The sequence below is a fragment of the Leifsonia sp. Soil_N53 genome (assembly GCF_057655165.1).
Genome location: NZ_JBDGMM010000047.1, coordinates 22448 through 41668, shown reverse-complemented (window position 1 = coordinate 41668; position 19221 = coordinate 22448). Strand labels below are relative to the sequence as shown.

21 protein-coding genes are annotated in these 19221 nt (G+C 72.4%); 11 read left to right on the top strand and 10 right to left on the bottom strand.

The features are described from left to right. Positions 1-1511, bottom strand: a 1511-nt coding sequence (locus tag AC3A3H_RS06375) for a DHA2 family efflux MFS transporter permease subunit (protein WP_487613709.1), incomplete at its 3' end; no start/stop codon positions are given. Between the two features lie 13 nt (positions 1512-1524). Further along, a complete protein-coding gene (locus tag AC3A3H_RS06370) occupies positions 1525-2106 on the bottom strand; it encodes a PadR family transcriptional regulator (RefSeq protein ID WP_487613708.1) in 582 nt (193 codons plus the stop codon). Between the two features lie 299 nt (positions 2107-2405). On the opposite strand from AC3A3H_RS06370, the gene AC3A3H_RS06365 reads away from it, so the two are divergent. Continuing rightward, a complete protein-coding gene (locus tag AC3A3H_RS06365) occupies positions 2406-2723 on the top strand; it encodes a DUF7882 family protein (RefSeq protein WP_487613707.1) in 318 nt (105 codons plus the stop codon). Positions 2724-2782: 59 nt separating this feature from the next. After that, the gene (locus AC3A3H_RS06360; RefSeq protein WP_487613706.1) at positions 2783-3328 is read left to right on the top strand and encodes a MarR family winged helix-turn-helix transcriptional regulator; all 546 of its coding nucleotides are present in this window, start codon (positions 2783-2785) and stop codon (positions 3326-3328) included. Here AC3A3H_RS06360 and AC3A3H_RS06355 read toward each other — a convergent pair. From AC3A3H_RS06355 to AC3A3H_RS06335, 5 genes are all read right to left on the bottom strand, one after another. Next, complete coding sequence (locus tag AC3A3H_RS06355; RefSeq protein ID WP_487613705.1) at positions 3325-3957, bottom strand: uracil-DNA glycosylase; 633 nt, start codon at positions 3955-3957, stop codon at positions 3325-3327. The genes AC3A3H_RS06360 and AC3A3H_RS06355 overlap by 4 nt on opposite strands. A 33-nt stretch (positions 3958-3990) precedes the next feature. Next, positions 3991-4638, bottom strand: coding sequence for a TIGR00645 family protein (locus AC3A3H_RS06350; RefSeq protein ID WP_487613704.1), 648 nt, complete (start codon positions 4636-4638; stop codon positions 3991-3993). 88 nt (positions 4639-4726) lie between these two features. Beyond that, a complete protein-coding gene (locus AC3A3H_RS06345) occupies positions 4727-5878 on the bottom strand; it encodes an alcohol dehydrogenase catalytic domain-containing protein (RefSeq protein WP_487613703.1) in 1152 nt (383 codons plus the stop codon). 11 nt (positions 5879-5889) lie between these two features. After that, positions 5890-6687, bottom strand: a complete 798-nt coding sequence (locus tag AC3A3H_RS06340; protein ID WP_487613702.1) for an HAD family hydrolase — start codon at positions 6685-6687, stop codon at positions 5890-5892. 105 nt (positions 6688-6792) lie between these two features. Further along, a complete protein-coding gene (locus AC3A3H_RS06335) occupies positions 6793-7950 on the bottom strand; it encodes a TIGR03364 family FAD-dependent oxidoreductase (RefSeq protein WP_487613701.1) in 1158 nt (385 codons plus the stop codon). A gap of 178 nt (positions 7951-8128) precedes the next feature. On the opposite strand from AC3A3H_RS06335, the gene kynA reads away from it, so the two are divergent. From kynA to purQ, 6 genes are read left to right on the top strand one after another with little or no spacing between them, the layout of a single operon-like run. Beyond that, positions 8129-8989, top strand: coding sequence for a tryptophan 2,3-dioxygenase (gene kynA, locus AC3A3H_RS06330; protein ID WP_487613700.1), 861 nt, complete (start codon positions 8129-8131; stop codon positions 8987-8989). Beyond that, positions 8986-10092, top strand: coding sequence for an amidohydrolase family protein (locus AC3A3H_RS06325; RefSeq protein ID WP_487613699.1), 1107 nt, complete (start codon positions 8986-8988; stop codon positions 10090-10092). Before kynA ends, AC3A3H_RS06325 begins: the two co-directional genes overlap by 4 nt. Then, positions 10089-11432, top strand: a complete 1344-nt coding sequence (locus AC3A3H_RS06320) for a kynureninase (protein ID WP_487613698.1) — start codon at positions 10089-10091, stop codon at positions 11430-11432. Before AC3A3H_RS06325 ends, AC3A3H_RS06320 begins: the two co-directional genes overlap by 4 nt. Continuing rightward, positions 11429-12307 (top strand): PaaX family transcriptional regulator, encoded by an 879-nt coding sequence (locus tag AC3A3H_RS06315; RefSeq protein ID WP_487613697.1) that lies wholly within the window; start codon positions 11429-11431, stop codon positions 12305-12307. Before AC3A3H_RS06320 ends, AC3A3H_RS06315 begins: the two co-directional genes overlap by 4 nt. A 43-nt stretch (positions 12308-12350) precedes the next feature. Then, on the top strand, positions 12351-12608 hold the full coding sequence (gene purS / locus AC3A3H_RS06310) for a phosphoribosylformylglycinamidine synthase subunit PurS (protein ID WP_487613696.1): 258 nt from the start codon (positions 12351-12353) through the stop codon (positions 12606-12608). Further along, on the top strand, positions 12608-13306 hold the full coding sequence (purQ, locus tag AC3A3H_RS06305) for a phosphoribosylformylglycinamidine synthase subunit PurQ (RefSeq protein ID WP_487613695.1): 699 nt from the start codon (positions 12608-12610) through the stop codon (positions 13304-13306). Before purS ends, purQ begins: the two co-directional genes overlap by 1 nt. On the opposite strand, the gene AC3A3H_RS06300 is transcribed toward purQ, so the two are convergent. Further along, entirely contained in the window at positions 13278-14606 is a 1329-nt protein-coding gene (locus AC3A3H_RS06300; protein ID WP_487613694.1) for a low temperature requirement protein A, read from the bottom strand. The genes purQ and AC3A3H_RS06300 overlap by 29 nt on opposite strands. A 13-nt stretch (positions 14607-14619) precedes the next feature. Continuing rightward, positions 14620-15414, bottom strand: a complete 795-nt coding sequence (locus AC3A3H_RS06295) for a helix-turn-helix transcriptional regulator (protein ID WP_487613693.1) — start codon at positions 15412-15414, stop codon at positions 14620-14622. 76 nt (positions 15415-15490) lie between these two features. Between AC3A3H_RS06295 and ilvD the strand changes: the two genes are divergently transcribed. Further along, positions 15491-17356, top strand: coding sequence for a dihydroxy-acid dehydratase (ilvD, locus tag AC3A3H_RS06290; protein WP_487613692.1), 1866 nt, complete (start codon positions 15491-15493; stop codon positions 17354-17356). 4 nt (positions 17357-17360) lie between these two features. Here ilvD and AC3A3H_RS06285 read toward each other — a convergent pair whose 3' ends face one another. Then, positions 17361-17744, bottom strand: coding sequence for a TfoX/Sxy family protein (locus AC3A3H_RS06285; RefSeq protein ID WP_487613691.1), 384 nt, complete (start codon positions 17742-17744; stop codon positions 17361-17363). A gap of 122 nt (positions 17745-17866) precedes the next feature. Between AC3A3H_RS06285 and AC3A3H_RS06280 the strand changes: the two genes are divergently transcribed. Both AC3A3H_RS06280 and AC3A3H_RS06275 read left to right on the top strand, forming a co-directional pair. After that, positions 17867-18424 carry an RNA polymerase sigma factor gene (locus tag AC3A3H_RS06280; RefSeq protein ID WP_487613690.1) on the top strand — a complete coding sequence of 186 codons (558 nt, stop codon included), beginning with the start codon at positions 17867-17869 and terminating at the stop codon, positions 18422-18424. Then, positions 18421-19197 (top strand): hypothetical protein, encoded by a 777-nt coding sequence (locus AC3A3H_RS06275; RefSeq protein ID WP_487613689.1) that lies wholly within the window; start codon positions 18421-18423, stop codon positions 19195-19197. The genes AC3A3H_RS06280 and AC3A3H_RS06275 overlap by 4 nt, the downstream gene beginning before the upstream one ends. Positions 19198-19221 lie beyond the last annotated feature (24 nt).

Genomic DNA, 19221 nt, shown 5'->3' with positions numbered 1-19221 from the left:
TGGCCGGCCTCGCCGGGCGCGGCCGCGGCGCCCGGGCCCCAGGCGGGCGGGCGGGGCTTCTCCCACCAGACCACGATGAGCGCGCCGAGGAAGGCGACCGCCGCCGGCAGCAGCAGGGCCTCCGACATCGCCTGGGTGAAGCCGGCGTGCAGGAAGGTCGGCAGCTCCGTCCCGGTCGCGGTCGGCGTCGCGCCGCCCGGGGCCTTCGGCAGGTCGGCGGCGAGGCGGCCCGTGATGAGGGCGGAGATGGAGGCGCTTCCGAGAACCGCGCCGATCTGGCGGGTCGTGTTGAAGACGCCGGAGCCCGCTCCCGCCTGGTTCATCGGGAGGTTGCGGGTGGTGACGGCCGAGATCGGCCCCCAGACGCCCGACATCGCGATACCCAGCAGCGCGCTCGGGATGAGCAGCCACCAGATGCTGACGTCCGGGGTCAGCATCCGCGAGTAGAGGAACAGCGCCAGCGAGAACAGCACCAGGCCGGGCGTCGCGATCAGCTTCGGGTTGATCTTGTCGATCAGCTTGCCCATCAGCGGCGCGAGCACGCCGGAGAATACGGCGGTCGGTGCGAGCATCAGCGCGGACTCGGTCGGGGTGAGGCCGCGCACGGTCTGGAAGTAGAACACGAGCGGCAGCGCCATACAGGTCACCGCGAAGCCCACCGTCGTGATCGCGCCGTTCGACAGCGAGAAGTTGCGGTCGCGGAAGAGCGGGAGCGGCAGCAGCGGCTCCTTCTTGTTGAGCGCCTGCCAGACCACGAACGCGATCAGGATCACGACGCCGGCGATGATGAGGCCCCACACCGAGAACGGGCCGTCCCCGATGACACCCCAGTTGTAGGTGCCGCCCTCCTGGATGCCGAACACCAGCAGGAACATGCCGGCGGCCGAGAGCACCACTCCGATGATGTCGAACGCGTGCGTGTGGGTCGGGAGCTTCGGGACGAGCCGCATCGCGAGGATGAAGGCGACGACACCGACCGGGACGTTGATGAAGAAGATCCACTCCCAGCCGAGCCAGTCGACCAGGACGCCGCCGAGGAGCGGGCCGATCAGCGTCGCGACGCCGGCGACAGCTCCCCACAGGCCCATGGCCGCACCGCGGCGGTCCGGTGGGAAGATACGGGTGATGACGGCCATGGTCTGCGGGGTCATCAGCGAGGCGCCGAGACCCTGCACCACGCGGGCGGTGATCAGCATCCCGATACCGCCACCGGGCAGGACGGCGGAGAATCCGCACCACGCCGAGGCGAGGGTGAAGATGACCAGGCCGATCAGGTAGATGTTCTTGGGTCCGAAGCGGTCGCCGAGGCGGCCGGTGATCAGCAGCGGGACGGCGTACGCGAGCAGGTAGGCGCTGGTGACCCAGATGACCGCGTTGTAGTCCGTTCCGAGGTTCAGGCCCTTCATGATCGACGGGTTCGCGACCGACACGATGGTGGTGTCGATCAGGATCATGAAGAACCCGATGACGAGCGCCCAGAGGGCGGGCCACGGCTTCAGTTGGCGTTCCATGTGATTCTTTCTCTCAGTGCTTCTTCTCCTCGTCCCAGGAGATCGCTCCCGAGACGAGGTCGTCGATGAGGGCTTCGAGCGTGGCCGCGTCGGCCTCCGCCATCGCGCGCTGGTAGCGCACATCCACCCAGTACTTGGCGGGGACGTTCTTGGTCGTGATCGTGCGGATGCTCTCGTCGTACAGCACGAGGTCGGCGCGGATGAGCGCCACCCGGCGACGCAGGAGCGAGATCACGGTCTCGAGGGGCAGGTTGTGCGATTCGCCGAGCCCCAGCGGGAACTCGGGATACTCGTTGACGGGGGTGCCGATGATCTCGGCGATGCGCTCGCCCAGGGCGTCCTCGCCGTCCTCGGTGATCGCGTAGGTGGTGCGTTCGGGCCGGTTGCCCTCGCGTTCGGTGCCGGTGGCCCGCACCAGGCCGTGCCGCTCCAGGCGATCGACCGCGTGGTAGAGCGAGCCGGGCCGCACCTTCACCAGCCGGTCCTCCCAGCGCTGCACGAGCGTCTGGTACATCTCGTACGGGTGCGTCGGACCCTCGGCGAGCAGCGCGAGGGCTGCGACGGCGAGCGGGGTGAGGGACGGGGCGTGCGGCATGGACTCTCGGTGGGTGTCAGGTTGATCGGAAAGGATTATTCCGTGAGGAATAATACGTCGGGAGGATTCCGCTCGTCAAGCGCCGGCTCGAGATCGTTGTCACGATCCGCTGCTTAGTGGCCGGACGACAATGCCGCGATGCAACTAGATCGACTAGCGACGGCCCGCGCGGATCGTGCATCATCCGGAAAATACGGCCGAAAAAGTCTTCCGGAAAACGTATAGCTAGTCGGCCTAGCTAAAGGGTATGATCGTGCCACGTTGACCCGCTCGAACGAAAGGACACGATGATGGGCGCCATGATCTACGCCGGACAGTCGTTCGAATTCGACGATCGCGCACTCGCGCACTTGCAGGCGGTCATCACGATGAAGCTGCGCAGGCGCGAACCGTTCCTCCTGACCTGGACGCCGGAGGACGGCGAGGTCGGAGCGCTGGCCGAGCCGGTCGGCCGCCACGCCCTCTGGATCGACAACGCCATCCCGCTGCGCTACGAGTTCGCCTCGTCCACCGCCGAGCGGCTCGACGACCAGTGGCTGAACTCGCTCGCCGATCTGGCGTCGCGCGCGAGCGGGCTCGTGTTCGTCCCGCAGCCGGCTGAGCCCGCGGCGGTATGACGGGGTCCGACGCGGTCTCCGCCGAGCAGCCGGAGGCCCAGGGGAATATCATCGATGCCATGACGACGGACAAGCAGAGTTCGACGCCATCCTCGTCCGGTCCCGCGGACGCGGAGCGTCGCCGCGCGCTCGAAGTGCTCGAGGGTCTCAGGAGCTACCTCGTCTCGGAGTCCGCGATGCAGCGCCGGTCCGAGCGCAGCATGAACCTCACCGTCAACGACATCGCCGCGTTGCGCTACCTCCTGCGGGCCCGCGAGCGCGGCATCGCGGTCGGCCCGAAGGAGCTCGGGGACTACCTCGGCATCCAGAGCTCGTCGATCACCGTGCTGCTCGACCGGCTCGAGAAGGCAGGCCACATCCGCCGCGAGCCCAGTCCGTTCGACCGGCGCGCGCTGATCATCGTGCCCGCGCTGCCGGTCGACGAGATCCACCGCGCGATCCTAGGCGACGTCCGGGAGGAGCTGGTCGACGTCGCGAGCACGCTGGACGACCACGAGGCCCGCGTCATCATCGGCTTCCTCGACCGGCTCCGCGACGCGATCGACAGCATCGACGACGTCGCGGCCTCGCGCGACCCGCGCGACCAGAAGCGATCCGGCCGCTAGCCTCGGCCTGCCGCCCGCTCGGGCGGAAGCGCCCGGTTCAGCGCGATGAGCTGCTCCGCGAACAGCGCGGCGCCGCCCTGCGCGGGATGCCGGATCGCGGGAGCCTCCAGTCCCGCGGTGGCGATCGCGCCCTGCGCCTTGCGACCCACGGCCACGACCGTCTCGATCCCGAGCGCGCGGATGAGCTCCAGCGCGACCGGAGCGCCCGCACGCACCTCCGCCGGGCGCGGCGTGCGGTTGCTGTGCGGCGTACCCGCGACGAACGGGTGCAGCGGGTAGACCGGCCACGACAACGGCACCGGACCGCGCCACTCGCGGAGCGTCGCCCACACCACCCGGCTGGAGGCCTCCCACGGCGCCTGCGGATGCTCAGGGAGCTCAAGGCCGGGCACCACCCCCGCTTCGGCCTCCCGAGCCGAGACGAACGGCACGCCGGTCACGGTCATCCCCCGCCAGCCCGGCGCCTCCCCGAGCAGCAGGACCGGCGCGTGCGGCATCGCGAAGTACCGCCGCAGATTGCGCTCGCGACGCCGGCCCTGCGGGTCGTCGCCGTAGAGGGCCTCGGCGTCCACCGGCTCGGGCAGCGCGCGCAGCAGCTCGAAGAAGCGGGCGAACGGGTCGGCGGCCATCCACCTACGATGCCACGGAGGCCGGCCGGACGCTCAGTGCGCTACCTGCACGCGCGGCTTCGACATCCGGTCGATGGCGGCGAGCGCGACCGCCGACGCGATGAAGACGCAGTGGATGACGACCTGCCAGAACACACCGAGCGACGTGTACTTCTCGCCCTCGATCGACCCGCCGTTGGCCGCGCCGAGGTCGCCGACCGCGATGAAGGTCTTGAGCAGGTGGATGGACGAGATGCCGATGATGGCCATCGCCAGCTTGACCTTGAGCACGTTGGCGTTGACGTGCGAGAGCCACTCCGGCTGGTCGGGATGGCCCTTCACGTTGACGCGGGAGACGAAGGTCTCGTAGCCGCCGATGATCACCATGATCAGGAGGTTGGCGATCATCACCACGTCGATCAGTCCCAGCACCGCGAGCATCACGTAAGCCTCGTCCACGTGGCTCGGGTCCGAGATCACCTCCGCGGTGAGGTGCCACAGCTCGAAGACGAAGACGTAGACGTAGACGGCCTGCGCGACGATGAGCCCGAGGTACAGCGGGGCCTGCAGCCAGCGGCTCGAGAAGATCAGCGCGCTGATCCCCCGGCTGACGGCGCGTGGAGGCGGCGCGGCGGGCGCGGACGGGGCGGCAGTGGAGGCTGCGGTGGGGGCGGCGGTCGGGGCGACGGGGGTCTCGATCACGGTGGTCCTCACGGTCGGGCGGCTCCCAGAATAGACAGCCGAAGATGTGAGAACGCTCAGGGAATCCCCGGCCGGGAGGCCGAGCCCGTCAGCGGGGCCGCACGGCGACGCGCGGGAACCCGGTGGCGGCGAGCGCGGCATCCACCTCGGCGAGTGGGAAGACGGCGCCGACCTGCTCGGCGAACGGGTACGTCCCCGCCGCCTCCGCGAGGAACCGCACCGCCTGCTCCAGGTGCCGGGGCGCGTAGCCGTGCACTCCGCGGATGGTGAGCAGTCGCTGCACGAGCTGCTCGGGCGCGAGCGTCAGGTCCGGCCCCTCCGGCAGCGAGTCGGAGAGCACCAGCACGCCGCCGACGTCGACCACGGTCAGCAGCGACCGCGCGGCGGATTGCGAGCCGGAGAAGTCGAGTGCGACCGTGGGCGCCGACGCCCGGCCGCCCGCCTTCGCGAGCGCGGACGCCAGGCCGGCCCGAGAGTCGGGAGTCGCACGGGGGTCGGCGACGGCCGCCGCGCCGAACAAGCGGGCGGCCTCCCGGCGCTCGGGGACCGGGTCGCTCACGACGACCTTGGCCCCGGCCTCCGTCGCCATCGCTGCTGCGGTCAGTCCCCGCATCCCCGCGCCGGTGATGAGCACGAGCGCGCCGTCCAGCGCGACGATGGCCGCGGCGGCCTCCAGCGCGGCCACCACGGTCGCCGTCGAGCAGGAGGCCGGCGCGAGCACGGCCGCGGGGAGGTCCTCCGGCACGGCCACGATCGGCGTGCCGTCGAGGAGGTGTGTGTGGGTCGCGAAGCCGCCGGACAGCTCCCAGCCGCGGCGCATCCGCTCGTGGCCGTACTTCTGGAGGCTGAGGCACTTCTGCGGGAGCCCCCGCCTGCAGCGCCCGCACCGGCCGCACGGGACGGCGACGGACCAGACCACACGCTCGCCCAGCGCCACCCGGTGGCCGTCGGTGGTCTTGGCGCCGCCGCGGCCGAGCGCGACCACGCGCCCGACCTGCTCGTGGCCGAGCACGAGCGGCGTCGGCGCCGTCCGATGGCCGAGCACTGTGTGGACGTCCGAGCCGCACACGGTCGCCAGCTCGACCTCCACGAGCACGTCCCCCGGCGCCAGCCGCACCCCGGGGACGGCCACGGCCTCGTGCGGGCGTCCGGGGCCCGGCCAGACCATGGCGGTCGCCGACGGATACACACTCACCCCCATCCCCAGGCTCGCCGGCGGCTCGACGACGCGAGGGGTCACCGCTTTGATCGTCACTGCGGGGACTGCCCCTCCTGGTGTGCGGCGGTCGACTCGTCCAGCCCCAGGAGCTCCGCGAGGTCGGCCACGCTGGCCACGACCGCGTCGGCGCCGGCCTCGGTGAGGGTCTCCTCGTCGTGCGCGCCGGTCAGCAGCCCGACGACCAGCCCCGCGCCGGCGGCGAGACCCGACGCGATGTCGCCGGCGGTGTCGCCCACGACGACCATCCCCTCGACGCTCGACGCGCCGGTGCGCAGCAGCGCCGTCAGCGGGAGGTCGGGGTAGGGCAGGCCGCGGCCCGCCTCCGACGGGGTGAGCGTGAGGTCGGCGAGCTCGCGCCAGCCGAGCGCCTCCAGCACGGCGTCGTACGTCGGCCGGGAGAAGCCGGTGGTGAGCACGACGGCGACGCCGCGGGCCCGGAGGCGGCGGATGAGCTCCTCCGCGCCGGGGACCGGGCGGACACCCTGCTCGGCGACGAGCTCGGCGTAGGCGGACTCGAAGACCGCCTCGGCGTGCTGCGCCTGGTCCTCGTCGTCGGTGAGCGCGCGGAAGACCGCGTTGTCCGGCCGGCGCAGAGTGCGCTCGTCGCCGGGCACCGCCAGGCCGGAGGCGTCGACGGCACGCTGCCACGCCCGCTCCATCAGGCCCTCGTCCAGGACCGTCGTGCCGTCCAGGTCGAGGACGACGAGCTCGAGGTCGGCGAGCCCGTCCGGGTCGTCGGCGCCGAAAGCGACGAGCGCGGCGGCGTCGAACCCGGTGTCGAAGATGGCGGCGTCGTCGAACTCGCTCGTGATGAGGCCTTCAGGGGACATGGCCGGTGCCTTTCTGTGCGGAGCTGCGATGGTCGGCGGTTCGGGCGGGCTGCCGGTCTAGCGGGTGTCGGGTGCCGGTGGTGTGCGGATGTCGGCGGTGCGGGGTCAGTGCGAGCGTGCGGCCCCGGCCGCGGTCAGCACCCCCGGGGCCGAGGCGAACAGCTCGTCCACCACGCGATCGGCGAGGCCGAGGCCGGTCGTCATCCCGATGCCGGACGTGACGGAGACCACCCGCACGGACGGCGCAGGGGAGGAGACGAGGAAGTCGTCGGGAGCCGAGGCGTGGACGCCCTGCCAGCGTTCGAGAACCCGCAGCCGGGCCGGGCCGAACAGCGCGCGGGCGCTCTCCAGCAGGAGCTCGAACGCCACCTCCGACTGGAACGGGGGGATGTCGTCGCCGCGCCGGCGGGCGGCCCCGACGACGATCGAGCCCTCGGGCCGCTGCGCGAAGGTCTGGTCGAGCTCGAACGCGGCCAGGTCGGGACGCTCCGAGGCGAGCCGCTCGCGCAGGGCGCCGGCGCTCGGGGTGTGCGCGAACCCGGAGGTGCGCAGCAGGGACCACCCGGTCAGCACGGGCGCCGTGAGCGGCCGTTCGGTGTCCGCTTCGACGAGCAGCAGGTCGAGCGTGCTGCGCTGGATGCCGTGGTCCTCCGCGATGCCGGGGAACAGCCGGTCCACCTCGTGGTCGACCGCGACGACGACCGCGTCAGCCGACACCCGGCCACGCGACGTGTGCACGCGGCCGGTCTCGACGCCCGTGGCCGTGGTCTGCCAGAAGAAGTCGACGCCGTGGGCGTCCAGCCAGCGTGCGATCGCCGGCGCGGCCTCACGCGGGTCGACCTGCAGGTCTGCGGGCAGGAAGGCGCCGCCGACCGCCACTCCGTCGGCGACGGGCGCGTGCTCGCGCACGTCGGCCGGGGTCAGCATCCGCACGTCGTGGCCGCCGCGCGTGTCGCGGAACTCCTCGAGCACCGCGAGCTCGTCGGTCGCCTGGGCGACGGCGACCGTGCCCGACTCGCGGAGCCAGAAGCCCGCCTCGTCGGACAGGGTCAGCCAGAGATCGCGGCCGAGCTCCGCGTAGACACGCGCCTCACCCTCCAGGCCGGTGATGCAGAGGTGGCCGAATCCGCGGACGGACGCGCCCTCGACGCCGGAGGCGCGGTCGACGACGGCGACGGTCAGGCCGCGTCGCAGCGCCGCCACGGCGTGCCCGAGCCCGACGATGCCTCCGCCGACGATCGCGAGGTCGTAGTGCCTGCCCATTCCCGTCTCCCGTCCGCAGGAAGTCCCCCGAACAAGGTAGAAGCGGGCGACGACGGAGGCGGCAACTCCAGGTAACCGGGCGGTGAACGGCAGCGGACGTCCGGGTGCCGGGCGACCGCCGGCCCGCCATGCCCAACCCGGTGTTGCACTTCCGTGACGACCGGCGCAGAATCGCAACATGACGTCCAACCAGAACACGCGCGAGTTCGATCCGGACATCGTCACGGACTTCCGCGAGCGCATGTCGTACGGGTCCTACCTCGACCTCGCGACCCTGCTCAGCGCGCAGAAGCCGGTGAGCGTGCCGGAGCACCACGACGAGCTGCTGTTCATCATCCAGCACCAGACCACGGAGCTCTGGCTGAAGCTGGTGCTGCACGAGCTGGAGTCGGCCCGCGACCTGCTGCGCGCCGACGAGCTGCCGCAGGCCCTCAAGCGCATCGCCCGGGTGAAGCACATCCAGAAGACGCTCACCGAGCAGTGGTCGGTGCTGGCGACGCTGACGCCGACGGAGTACGCGCAGTTCCGCGGCTTCCTCGGCAACTCGTCGGGCTTCCAGTCGTACCAGTACCGCGCGGTGGAGTTCGTGCTCGGGAACAAGAACCGCCGGATGCTGTCGGTCTTCCGAGACGACCCCGATGCGCTCGCGCTGCTCACCGAGCTGCTGGAGGCGCCGAGCGTCTACGACGAGTTCCTGCGCTACCTGGCGCGCGCGGGTCACGCGGTGCCCCAGGCCCTGCTCGACCGCGACGTGACCGAAGCGCACGTGTTCAGCCCGGAGCTCGTGCCGGTGTTCCGCGACATCTACGAGCACGCGGCGGAGCACTGGAGCGAGTACGAGGCCTGCGAGGAGCTCGTCGACCTGGAGGACAACTTCCAGCTCTGGCGCTTCCGCCACCTCAAGACCGTCCAGCGCACCATCGGGATGAAGACCGGCACCGGCGGCTCCACCGGCGTCAGCTTCCTCCAGAAGGCCCTGGAGCTGACGTTCTTCCCCGAGCTGTTCGCCGTACGGACCGAGATCGGCGCACCCGAATGAGCGACGGCCCCTCGCCGGCGCGAACCCTTCGGGTGGACGCGGTCTGGACGGGCGCAGGGTTCGACGGCCCGGCCGCCTTCCTGGTGGATGGCGACAGCCTCGTGCGCGTGAATGCCGAGCACCGCACGCCCGCCGATGCCGACCACCCCGCACCCGCGGCGGACGCCTCCGGCACTGTGCTCCCGCTCGGCGGCACCCTCATCCCGTCGCTGACCGACCACCACACCCACCTCGGCCTCATCGACCCGACCGCACTCTTCGCCGGCGGCATCACCCACGCCGTCGACCTCGGCTGGATCCCGGCCGTCGCGGCCTCCTGGCTGGCCGACGCCCCGGACCGGCCGGCGGTCGCGATCGCGGGCGCACTGATCACCGCCCCGGGCGGTTACCCCGTGGCGTCCGGCTGGGCGCCGGAGGGCGCTGCGGCGGAGGTCGGCGGCCCTCGGGAGGCCAGGGAGGCGGTACGGAAACAGGTCATGCTGGGAGCCTCCCGCATCAAGGTCGCCCTCAACAGCGAGGCGGGCGAAACCGTGGACAACCCGACGCTGGCCGCCCTTGTGGAGGAATCGCACACCGCCGGGCTCCCGGTCGTCGCCCACGTGCAGGGCCACGGCGAGACCGCACGCGCGCTCCGGGCCGGCGTGGATCAGCTCGCCCACACTCCGTTCACCGAACGGCTGGACGACGCGCTCATCGCGGAGTCCACGCGCCGCGGGATGACCTGGATCAGCACCCTCGACATCCACGGCTGGGGAATGCCGAACGCACAGCACCGCATCGCCGCCGACAACCTGCGCCGTTTCGTCGGCCACGGCGGCCGGGTGCTGTACGGGACCGACCTCGGCAACGGCGACCTCCCGGTCGGTGTCAACGCCCGCGAGCTCGCCGCGCTGCAGGAGGCGGGGCTCACCGGCGCCGCGCTCGTCCGTGCGATCGCCGGCGACGGGACGACCGACCTCGGCCCCCGCGTCGCCTGGATCCCCACCCCGCCGCCCGCCGACGACCGCGACCTCCCGGCCTGGCTCGCCGCCGCCCGGGGTCTGCGCGTCCCCGACTTCCTCCGCCTCACGTCCCACCACCTTCTTCGAGAGGACCGACCATGACCGACCTCCCCGACGACCTCTTCGCCTACGACCCCGTCGACGACGAGGCCGCCGAAGCCGACGCCGACACCCTCTCGGGCGACCCGCTCGCCGCCGCGCGCGCCCTCGACGAGGCCGATCCGCTCGCCCCCTACCGCGAGCGCTTCGTGGGCGTCGCGGCGCCGGGCTCCCCCGCGCCCGACCTCGGCTCGGCGTCGCCCGTCGTCGCCTACTTCGACGGCAACTCGCTCGGCCGGCCCACGCGCAAGAGCGTCGAGCGCGTGCAGCGCTTCCTCGTCGAGGGCTGGGGAGGCCGGCTCATCCGCGGCTGGGACGAGGAGTGGATGGAGCTGCCGTTCCGGATCGGCGACACGCTCGGCGCGACCGCGCTCGGGGCCGCCGCCGGCCAGACCTTCATCGGCGACTCCACCACCGTCCTCCTCTACAAGCTCGCCCGCGCCGCCGTCGACGCGCTGCCCGAGCGCACCGAGATCGTCCTCGACACCGACAACTTCCCGACCGACCGCTACGTGCTCGACGGCATCGCGCGTGAGCGCGGCCTCTCGCTGGTCTGGATCGAGGCCGACACCGAGTCCGGGGTGACTCCGGAGCAGGTCGCGGCGGCGGTCGGGCCGCGGACCGCTCTCGTGGTCCTCAGCCACGTCGCGTACCGCTCCGGATTCCTCGCCGACGCCCGCGCCATCACCCGCATCGTCCACGACGCGGGGGCCCTCGTGCTGTGGGATCTCTGCCATTCGGCGGGCTCCGTCCCGGTCGACCTCGACGGCTGGGATGTCGACCTCGCGGTGGGCTGCACCTACAAGTACCTCAACGGCGGCCCCGGGTCCCCCGCCTTCGGCTACGTCAACCGCCGCCTCCAGGCCACGCTCGCGCAGCCGATCCAGGGCTGGATGGGCGTCCGCGACGTCTTCCTCATGGGTCCGGAGTACCAGCCGGCCGACGGGATCCGGCGGTTCCTCTCCGGCACGCCTCCGATCGTCGGGATGCTCGCCCTGCAGGACACGGTCGCCATGATCGAGGAGTGCGGCATCGCGGCCGTGCGCGCGAAATCGGTCGCCCTGACGACGTTCGCCGTGCGTCTCGCCGACACCTGGCTGAGGCCGCTCGGCGTCGCGCTCGCGAGCCCGCGCGACCCGGAGCGCCGCGGCGGGCACGTCACCCTCAGCCACCCGGCGATGCGCGAGGTGACGGCCCGGCTGTGGGAGCGCGACGTCATCCCCGACTACCGGGACCCGGGCGGCCTCCGCATCGGCCTGTCGCCGCTGAGCACGAGCTTCGAGGAGGTCGCGGTCGGGCTCGCGGCCGTGCGCGACGTGCTGGGCGAGTTGATCGAGGAATGAGCGGGGGTGTGGAGGAGCGGGTGATGCGGGAGGCCGGCGAGACCGCCACCGGCACCCCCGGCCGCGAGGACCTCGAGGCGGGCAGCGGCTCCGCCACCGCCGTGCTCCGCACCGTCGTCGGCAGCACGCTGCGCCCGCTCGGCGGCTGGATGAGCGCCGCCGGCGCCGTGGAGCTCATGGCCGCCCTCGGCATCCCCGCCGCGACGGCGCGCTCCAGCCTGGCTCGGCTCTGCTCGCGCGGCGTGCTCGTCCGGGAGCCCCGGGACGGCATGGCGGGCTACGCGCTCGATCCGGCTGCGCTGCCGATGCTGGAGCGCGGCGACGCGCGCATCTTCGGCGAGCGCCCAACGCCGCCGTCCTGGTGCCTCGTCTCGTTCTCGTTCCCCGAGCACCAGCGCTCCCAGCGGCACCGGCTGCGGCGCACGCTCGCCGCGCTCGGCTGCGGGACCGTCGCCGACGGCCTGTGGATCGGCCCGGCCGCCCTGGAGCCGGAGCTGAGGGAGGCCGCGCGCGCGTTCGGCGCCGACCTTTTCACGGGCGCGCAGCCCGGCGCCGACCTCGCGGCCGGGCTGGCGCGCTGGTACGACCTCCCAGGTATCCGGGCGCTGCACGCGTCCTTCCTCGACCGGTTCGGCGCCGCCGCGGCCCCGGCGGACGACCGCGAGGCCTTCGCGCTGTGGATCCGGCTGCTCGACGAGTGGCGCGTGATCCCGTACCGCGACCCCGGGCTGCCTGCCGCCGCCCTCCCCGCCGACTGGCCGGGCGCGGCCTCCGCCGCCCTGTTCGCCCGCCTCCACGACGAGCTCGCCGACCGCGCGCTGGCCTTCGCTGCGGGCACCACGGGCGCGGACCTGACCCCCTCCACGCCACGGTAGAATCACTGTTGCCCGGATGCGCGAGTGGAGCGGAGATCACCCTTTGTCGACGATCGTTGTGGAAGTCATGCCCAAGGCTGAGCTGCTCGACCCCCAGGGCAAGGCCGTCGCCGGCGCCCTGGCTCGCATCGGCAAGGGCGAGTTCTCGGGAGTCCGGGTCGGCAAGCGGTTCGAGCTGACCGTGGACGGTCCGATCGACGACGCGACCCGCGCCGCGGTCACCGAGATCGCCAACGAGATCCTCTCCAACTCGGTCATCGAAGACGTGGTCGGCATCCACTACCCGGGCGAGGACGCCTGATGCGCATCGGCGTCATCACCTTCCCCGGCTCGCTGGACGACCGGGACGCGCTGCGCGCGGTCCGCATCGCCGGCGCCGAGCCGGTCGCGCTCTGGCACGGCGACCATGACCTCCAGGGCGTCGACGCGCTCGTGCTGCCGGGCGGCTTCAGCTACGGCGACTACCTGCGCTGCGGCGCCATCGCCAGCCTCTCGCCGATCATGACCGAGGTCGTGGACGCCGCGGGCAAGGGCATGCCGGTGCTCGGCATCTGCAACGGCTTCCAGATGCTCGCCGAGGCGCACCTCGTGGCCGGCGGGCTCATCCGCAACGACCACGGCAACTTCATCCGCCGCGACCAGCACCTGATCGTCGAGAACGCGGACACCCCGTGGACCAGCGGCTTCGAGCAGGGCCAGGAGATCGTCATCCCGCTCAAGAACGGCGAGGGCGGCTTCATCGCGTCCGCCGAGGATCTGAAGCGCCTGGAGGGCGAGGGCCTCGTCGTCTTCCGCTACACCGGTGTGAACCCGAACGGCTCGCTGGACGACATCGCGGGCGTCCGCAACGAGCGCGGCAACGTGGTCGGCCTGATGCCGCACCCCGAGCACGCGGTCGAGCCGGGCTTCGGGCCGGACACCGCATCCGCCATGCGCTCCGGCGTCGACGGCCTCACCTTCTTCACCAGCGTCATCCGCTCCGCCCTGGTCGAGGCGTAGCCTCCCCGCCGATCCGCGCGGTCTGGCGCGCGAGCGCCGCCGCCTGGTGGCGGTACCCGACCGTCTCGTAGCCGATCACGACGACGGCGGGGGACAGTGTCACCAGCAGCAGGCTGAGCCCGAGCGATCCTCCTGCGGCAGCGATCCAGACGGCCGCCACCAGCATCACCACGGTGCCGGCGAACAGCGCGAGGTGGAACGGGTCGCCCTCGTGCACCAGGTACGTGTAGAGCAGGAACAGCACGACCGAGAAGAGCAGCACCGGCGCGGCCACGCTCACGATCGCGCCGGTGACCCCGATCTCCGCCTCCCCTTCGACGAGGTACGCGACGACGTGCAGCCCGGCGCCCGTGGCCGCGATGGCGGTGAACAGCAGCACGTGGCTGTACCCCCAGACCACCGCGCGCGGCCGATGCCGGCGCAGGATCGCGGACGACGGGACGATGAAGTACGTCCACCACAGGCCGAACGTGAGGCCGACGCCGGCGACGGCGACCATGACCGCGTCCACGCTCCAGCCGTTCGCCGCCACCAGAGCGGCCACCGACGTCACGGTCCCGAAGAGCACCTCGCCGAGAGCGATGATCGTCAGGAGGCCGTACCGTTCGGCGATGTGACCGGCGTTCCACGGCGTCCCGCCGAGCCGCGTCTCCACGAAGGCCGGGCCGCCGAGCTCCACCAGGTACAGCAGCACGGCCACGACGAACGCGGTCAGGAAGTCGGGCGCAGCGATGGCCAGCAGCACCCAGCCGACCTGAGCCGCGGTGACGAAGCCCGCGTAGGTCAGCGCGACCCGTCGCCGCACCTGGTCCTGCACCGCCGCGCGGAGCCATTGCGCGACCAGGCCGATCCGCATCACGACATAGCCGGCGACGAGCCCGCCGATGAGGAGGCTGCCGCCGTGCGCGACCGACGCGAACAGCATGGGCAGCCCGAGCGCGAGGACGACGACGCCGACCATCTGGACCAGCGTGGTCACGCGGTAGAACCAGTCGTCGGTGTCGTAGGCCGACGCGAACCAGGAGAAGTTGATCCAGGCCCAGCAGATCGCGAACATGGCGAACACGAACGCCCCGATCCCCGCGGCGACCTCGCCGCCCGCGAGCAGGTGCGCGAGCTCGTCGCCCGCCTGACCGAACGCGATCACGAAGGTCAGGTCGAAGAGCAGCTCGAGCGGCGTCGCGGCGCGGTGCGCCTCGCCGGGGTCGCGGCCCGTCATCCGCATCAGCCGGTGGTTGAACCCGGCTCCGGCGGTCGGCGGGGTGCTCGGCGGGATGCTCGGCAACGTGTTCTCGGACACGCGCCCATTCTGCTCACCCGAGGGCCGTGTACACCACCACGCGCAGGTCGGGGTGGTCGGTGGGCGTGAGCTGGTGGTGCTCCAGCGTCAGCTCGCCCGTGCGCGGGTGCCGGAAGCGGCGCTCGCGCGAGGCGAAGCCGCGGATGTCGTAGCGCTCCCACGCCGCCCGGAACACGGGGCTGGCCTCCCGCAGCCGCTCCACGAGAGCGCGGACCGACGGATCGCCGGCCCGGGCGCCCGTCTCGGCGCGGAACTCGGCCAGGAACCGCGCGCTGGTCTCCTCCCAGTCGGGCAGCAGCTCGCGCACCGCCGGGTCGGTGAAGACCAGCCAGAGCAGGTTGCGGTCCTCGCGCTCGACCCGCGCGACGTTCGGGTAGAGCTCGGCGTAGGCACGGTTCCAGCCGGCGATGCCCCAGTCCGGCGCGAGCGCGAACGCCGGGTTGCCGCCCAGCGCGTCGAGGAGGCGCTGCACGTGCGCCGGCGCGTCCTCCACCGGCTTCGTCGGCGCCAGCGAGGGGAGGCCGAAGCCGGCGAGCGAGAGCAGGTACTCGTGCTCGGGCGGGGAGAGCCGCAGTGTGCGGGCCACCGCGTCCAGCACGGACCGCGACGGGTTGATCGGCCTGCCCTGCTCGAGCCAGGTGTACCAGGTGACGCTGACGCCGGACAGGTACGCGACCTCCTCGCGCCGCAGCCCGACATCGCGCGAGCGCCCGACCGGGGGGAGGCCGTAGTCGGCGCGCGGCGCCTGCTCGCGGCGGGCCCGCAGGAAGCGCCCGAGCTCGCTGCGGCGATCGTCCTCAACGGTCACGCGTCGATACTAGTGCTGCCACTACTAGTATCAGCGCCGCCTTCCGCCCCGGCCACCCCGCCCGCACGATGGGTGCATGCCCGTTCTCCGCTCCCGCACTGTCACCCACGGCCGCAACATGGCCGGCGCCCGCGCCCTGCTGCGCGCCGCCGGCGTCGCCCGCGAGGACTTCGGCAAGCCGATCATCGCCGTCGCGAACAGCTTCACCGAGTTCGTGCCGGGCCACACCCACCTGCAGCCGGTCGGCCGCGTGGTGTCGCAAGCCGTGCAAGCCGCGGGCGGCATCCCGCGCGAGTTCAACACGATCGCGGTGGACGACGGCATCGCGATGGGGCATGGCGGGATGCTGTACTCGCTGCCGTCGCGCGAGCTGATCGCCGACTCGGTCGAGTACATGGTGAACGCCCACTGCGCCGACGCGCTGGTCTGCGTCTCCAACTGCGACAAGATCACCCCGGGCATGCTGCTGGCCGCGCTGCGCCTCAACATCCCGACCGTGTTCGTGTCGGGCGGCCCGATGGAGGGCGGCCGCACCGTGCTCGTCGACGGCACGGTCCGCAAGCTCGACCTCATCTCCGCCATGGCCGACTCGGCGAACGACGCCATCTCCGACGAGGACCTGCTGCGGGTCGAGGAGGCCGCCTGCCCGACCTGCGGCTCCTGCTCGGGCATGTTCACGGCCAACTCGATGAACTTCCTGGTCGAGGCGCTGGGCCTCGGCCTCCCGGGCAACGGCTCGACGCTCGCGACCCACACCGCCCGCCGCGCGCTCTACGAGCAGGCCGGCGCGACCGCGGTCGAGCTCGCGCACCGGTACTACGACAGCGAGGACGAGTCGGTGCTGCCGCGCTCGATCGCCACGCGGGAGGCCTTCGGCAACGCGATGGCGCTCGACATCGCGATGGGCGGCTCGACCAACACGATCCTGCACCTTCTCGCCGCCGCCCGCGAAGGCGGCATCGACTACGACCTCGACGACATCGACCGGCTCTCCCGCCGGGTCCCCTGCCTCAGCAAGGTCGCCCCCAACGGCGCGGCCCTGGTGGAGGACGTGCACCGGGCGGGAGGCGTCCCCGCGCTGCTCGGCGAGCTCGACCGCGCCGGCCTCCTCGACCGAGGGGTGCACAGCATCCACGCCGCGTCGCTGGAGTCGTGGCTTGCCGATTGGGACATCCGCGGCGGCTCGGCGACGGACGAGGCGATCGAGCTCTTCCACGCCGCGCCGGGCGGGGTGCGCTCGGCGCAGGCGTCGTCGCAGTCCGAGCGCTGGGAGTCGCTGGACACCGACGGCGCGACCGGCGTGATCCGGGATGTCGCGCACGCGTACTCGGCGGACGGCGGCCTCGCCATCCTGCGCGGCAACCTCGCGCCGGACGGCTCGGTGGTGAAGACCGCGGGCGTGGACCCGAGCATCCTGACCTTCTCGGGGCCGGCCGTCGTGGTGGAGTCGCAGGAGGCGGCGGTCGACGCCATCCTGACCAAGCGCGTCCAGGCCGGCGACGTCGTCGTGGTGCGGTACGAGGGACCGCGCGGCGGCCCGGGGATGCAGGAGATGCTGTACCCGACGTCGTTCCTGAAGGGCCGCGGCCTCGGGGCGAAGTGCGCGCTGATCACGGACGGCCGGTTCTCCGGCGGCACGTCTGGCCTCTCGATCGGGCACGTCTCGCCCGAAGCGGCGGCGGGCGGCACGATCGCGCTGGTGGAGGACGGCGACACGATCACGATCGACGTGGCGGCGCGCAGCATCCGGCTGGAGGTCTCCGACGCCGAGCTCGACGCCCGGCGCGAGGCGCTGGCCGCGGGCCACGGGTTCCGTCCGCTCGACCGCGAGCGTCCGGTGTCGGCGGCGCTGCGGGCCTACGCGGCGATGACGCTGTCGGCCGACCAGGGCGCGGCGCGGGACGTGGACCAGCTGACGCGAGCGGTGGTCCCGACCGCGTAAGCGCTCAGGAGGCGGTGCGCGGCTTCGCGGGCTTGCGCGGCTTCTTCTCCTTCGGCGGCATCCGCCCGACCTGCTCCAGCGCGACGCCGATCCACTCGCGCAGCCGGTCGGGCTCGTCGTGCCAGGCGGCCGGGAGGGAGACGTAGCCGCCCATCGGCCGCTCCGCCGGGCCGTACGGGCCGGTGCCGTCGATCGCCAGCAGCTCGTCCCGCACGGTCTCGTCGGGGAGGCGCACCCCGACGCTCTCGCCGAACAGGCCGGCGAACATGTTGCCGTTGACGAACGCGCCCAGGTTGGCGAACATCGGCTTGACCTCGACGCCGGGAGCGTCGGGGACGACTGAGCGGAACAGCTCCATCGTCTCCTGCGTGGGTCGTGGGATCTGCATGGCGACCTCCTCGCGCCCACCCTAAGCCCAGTGCGCACACTGCTGCCGCGGCGCTGCGGGAACCATCCGCGGCGTTCGGACACTATGTGAGTGTGAGGGGATCCCTGCTTGACGAGCCGGACGTGATCGAACGCGTCCGCGCCGACGACGCCGACGCGTTCGGGGTGCTGTTCGACCTGCACCACGACCGCGTCTTCCGCCAGGCGCTCCGGCTGACCGCCTCGGTGCACGACGCCGAGGACATCACCGCCGTGGTGTTCCTGGAGGCCTGGCGCCGCCGCGACGCCATGCGGGTCGTGAACGGGTCGGTCGTCGGGTGGCTGCTGGTGACGACGAACAACGTCTTCCGCAACCATCTGCGGTCGACCCGCCGCTACCGTGCTGCGCTCGCGGGCCTCCCGGCGCCGGAGCCCGCCCCCGACCACGCTGGCGGCGTCGACGACCGACTCGACGGCGACGCCCGGCGGGCCGCAGTGCGGGCGGCTCTCGCCCGGCTGCCCCGGCGCGACCAGGACATCCTCACCCTCTGCGTCCTCGAGGACTTCAGCACCGCTGCGGCCGCGGAAGCACTCGGGATCGCCGCGGGGACGGTGAAGTCGCGCCTCTCGCGGGCGAAGGCGAAGCTCTCCGCCCTCCTCCGGGAACAGGACCCCACGATCATGACGGGAGGCGCACGATGAACGGCGAGCCCACCTTCGACCCGCGCCGCAAGGCGGCGATCCGCGAACTGGTCGTGACCACGGCGGCGGACGGACGGTACGGCCGGGCGCGCAGGCGCACCGCGCTCGTGGTGACGCTGGTGCTGGTGGCGCTGGGCATCTCCGGCGGGAGCGTCGCGTACGCGCTCGGCACCGGGCTTCTGGCGCCGGCCAGTGCGCCGACGCCGACCACGACCGTCGCCCCGTCGCCGACGCCGTCACCCACCCCGCTGCCGACCACCGCACCGACCGCGACGCCCACGCAGGCGCCGGCGGCCGACGACCCGGCCGATCCGTCCACGTGGAGGATCGACGTCGATCGCATCGGCCCGGTCGCCCCGGGCCGACCGCTGGCCGACATCAAGGCGCAGCTCTCCGCCTTCACTGACGAGACGGAACCGATCTGCCTCCCGTTCAGCCTCTACCTCGGACTCCCGGACCGCACGACGCTGCGGATCATCGACGACAACGGAGACGGTGCGGCCGGCACGATCGAGCTGCTCGGTCATCCGCACAACGATGTCTCGCTCTCGCCGAAGACTGCCGAGGGGATCGGCCTCGGCTCGACCGCCGACGCACTCTTCGCAACGTACCCGGGCCTCGTGAAGACGGGCGAGTACAACGAGATCGCCGCGCAGTACACGCTCACGCGCAGCGACGGCGGGTGGATCGTGTTCAACGTGATCGAGGGAGAAGTCCAGGGCATCCAGATCGGCGCCGAGAAGGCCATCCCCCCGGAGCGCTGCCCCGCCTGAGCGCCGGTAGACTGGACCCCATCC

What these genes read in the sequence shown, in the direction of transcription:
- AC3A3H_RS06370 (WP_487613708.1), bottom strand. Translation starts at nt 2,106, where the DNA reads ATGCCGCACGCCCCGTCCCTCACCCCGCTCGCCGTCGCAGCCCTCGCG.
- AC3A3H_RS06365 (WP_487613707.1), top strand. Translation starts at nt 2,406, where the DNA reads ATGATCTACGCCGGACAGTCGTTCGAATTCGACGATCGCGCACTCGCG.
- AC3A3H_RS06360 (WP_487613706.1), top strand. Translation starts at nt 2,783, where the DNA reads ATGACGACGGACAAGCAGAGTTCGACGCCATCCTCGTCCGGTCCCGCG.
- AC3A3H_RS06355 (WP_487613705.1), bottom strand. Translation starts at nt 3,957, where the DNA reads ATGGCCGCCGACCCGTTCGCCCGCTTCTTCGAGCTGCTGCGCGCGCTG.
- AC3A3H_RS06340 (WP_487613702.1), bottom strand. Translation starts at nt 6,687, where the DNA reads ATGTCCCCTGAAGGCCTCATCACGAGCGAGTTCGACGACGCCGCCATC.
- AC3A3H_RS06335 (WP_487613701.1), bottom strand. Translation starts at nt 7,950, where the DNA reads ATGGGCAGGCACTACGACCTCGCGATCGTCGGCGGAGGCATCGTCGGG.
- kynA (WP_487613700.1), top strand. Translation starts at nt 8,129, where the DNA reads ATGACGTCCAACCAGAACACGCGCGAGTTCGATCCGGACATCGTCACG.
- AC3A3H_RS06325 (WP_487613699.1), top strand. Translation starts at nt 8,986, where the DNA reads ATGAGCGACGGCCCCTCGCCGGCGCGAACCCTTCGGGTGGACGCGGTC.
- AC3A3H_RS06320 (WP_487613698.1), top strand. Translation starts at nt 10,089, where the DNA reads ATGACCGACCTCCCCGACGACCTCTTCGCCTACGACCCCGTCGACGAC.
- AC3A3H_RS06315 (WP_487613697.1), top strand. Translation starts at nt 11,429, where the DNA reads ATGAGCGGGGGTGTGGAGGAGCGGGTGATGCGGGAGGCCGGCGAGACC.
- purQ (WP_487613695.1), top strand. Translation starts at nt 12,608, where the DNA reads ATGCGCATCGGCGTCATCACCTTCCCCGGCTCGCTGGACGACCGGGAC.
- ilvD (WP_487613692.1), top strand. Translation starts at nt 15,491, where the DNA reads ATGCCCGTTCTCCGCTCCCGCACTGTCACCCACGGCCGCAACATGGCC.
- AC3A3H_RS06285 (WP_487613691.1), bottom strand. Translation starts at nt 17,744, where the DNA reads ATGCAGATCCCACGACCCACGCAGGAGACGATGGAGCTGTTCCGCTCA.
- AC3A3H_RS06275 (WP_487613689.1), top strand. Translation starts at nt 18,421, where the DNA reads ATGAACGGCGAGCCCACCTTCGACCCGCGCCGCAAGGCGGCGATCCGC.